This window comes from Mesorhizobium sp. M1143, assembly GCF_040318435.1.
GTDB lineage: Bacteria > Pseudomonadota > Alphaproteobacteria > Rhizobiales > Rhizobiaceae > Mesorhizobium.
This window is the reverse complement of the sequence record NZ_JAMYMJ010000196.1, coordinates 1-772: the sequence shown is the minus strand read 5'-3', so window position 1 is coordinate 772 and position 772 is coordinate 1. Positions and strand designations below refer to the sequence as shown.

Genomic DNA, 772 nt, shown 5'->3' with positions numbered 1-772 from the left:
TTATCGGCCTTATCGTTGTCGTGCTCGCGGTCCTCTCCTTCCTCGGTTTTCACTAGGTGGCCTCATGCAGCATGAGAACGATCAGGGCGGACAGCCCACCGATTTCGACAAGGCGAAAAGCGACGTCTCCGACAGACTTCGCCAGGAAAATGAGCGTGCCAGCGAGTTGCTTCACGACGCGCGGGACGAGGTGACCCGTAAGGCTGGCGACTATGCATCTGAAGCCACGCAGGTCATCTCCGACAAGGCGGAGGAGGCGCAGCGCGACATCGGATCGAGCTTGGCGGCGTTGGGTGGTGCACTGCGAGCCGCCAGCGATCACCTTGCCAGCAACGATGAAAGGAACGCATCGAAGTTCGCTTTGGATGCTGCCAGTGGCCTTGAGCGGCTTTCATCGTCCTTGAAACAGAAGCCCTTTAGCCAAGTCCTTGATGACGTGCAGTCCTTCGGCCGGCAAAATCCCGGTGTCCTGCTTGCGGGATCGGTGTTGGCCGGATTGGCTCTCGGGCGGTTCATCAAGGCTTCTCCGCCGGCAACGCCCGATTCTGAGGCCGCTCCGGGAGGCCTCAGATCACACACCGATCAGCCACAGGGTTGGTCCGCTGATCGTCCACAAGATTTTGGCGTGGTCGGCGATGATGGGGCCACGCAGATCGCGGAGCAGGACAGATGAACACCCAGGACAATCCCAGCCTTGCCGGGCTAGTCACCGATTTGGCCCAGAATGTCACCACTCTGGTGCAAACCGAGGCGAGGCTGTTTCGGGCCGAGC

At 60.5% G+C, this 772-nt stretch carries 1 protein-coding gene; it reads left to right on the top strand.

Annotated elements, in window-relative coordinates; translation table 11 throughout:
• The first annotated feature begins 64 nt into the window (after positions 1 to 64).
• The gene (locus tag NKH35_RS31910; protein ID WP_023696785.1) at positions 65 to 673 is read left to right on the top strand and encodes a hypothetical protein; all 609 of its coding nucleotides are present in this window, start codon (positions 65 to 67) and stop codon (positions 671 to 673) included.
• Positions 674 to 772: the final 99 nt, after the last annotated feature.

Coding starts and splice junctions, on each gene's coding strand:
- NKH35_RS31910 (WP_023696785.1), top strand. CDS start 65: ATGCAGCATGAGAACGATCAGGGCGGACAGCCCACCGATTTCGACAAG.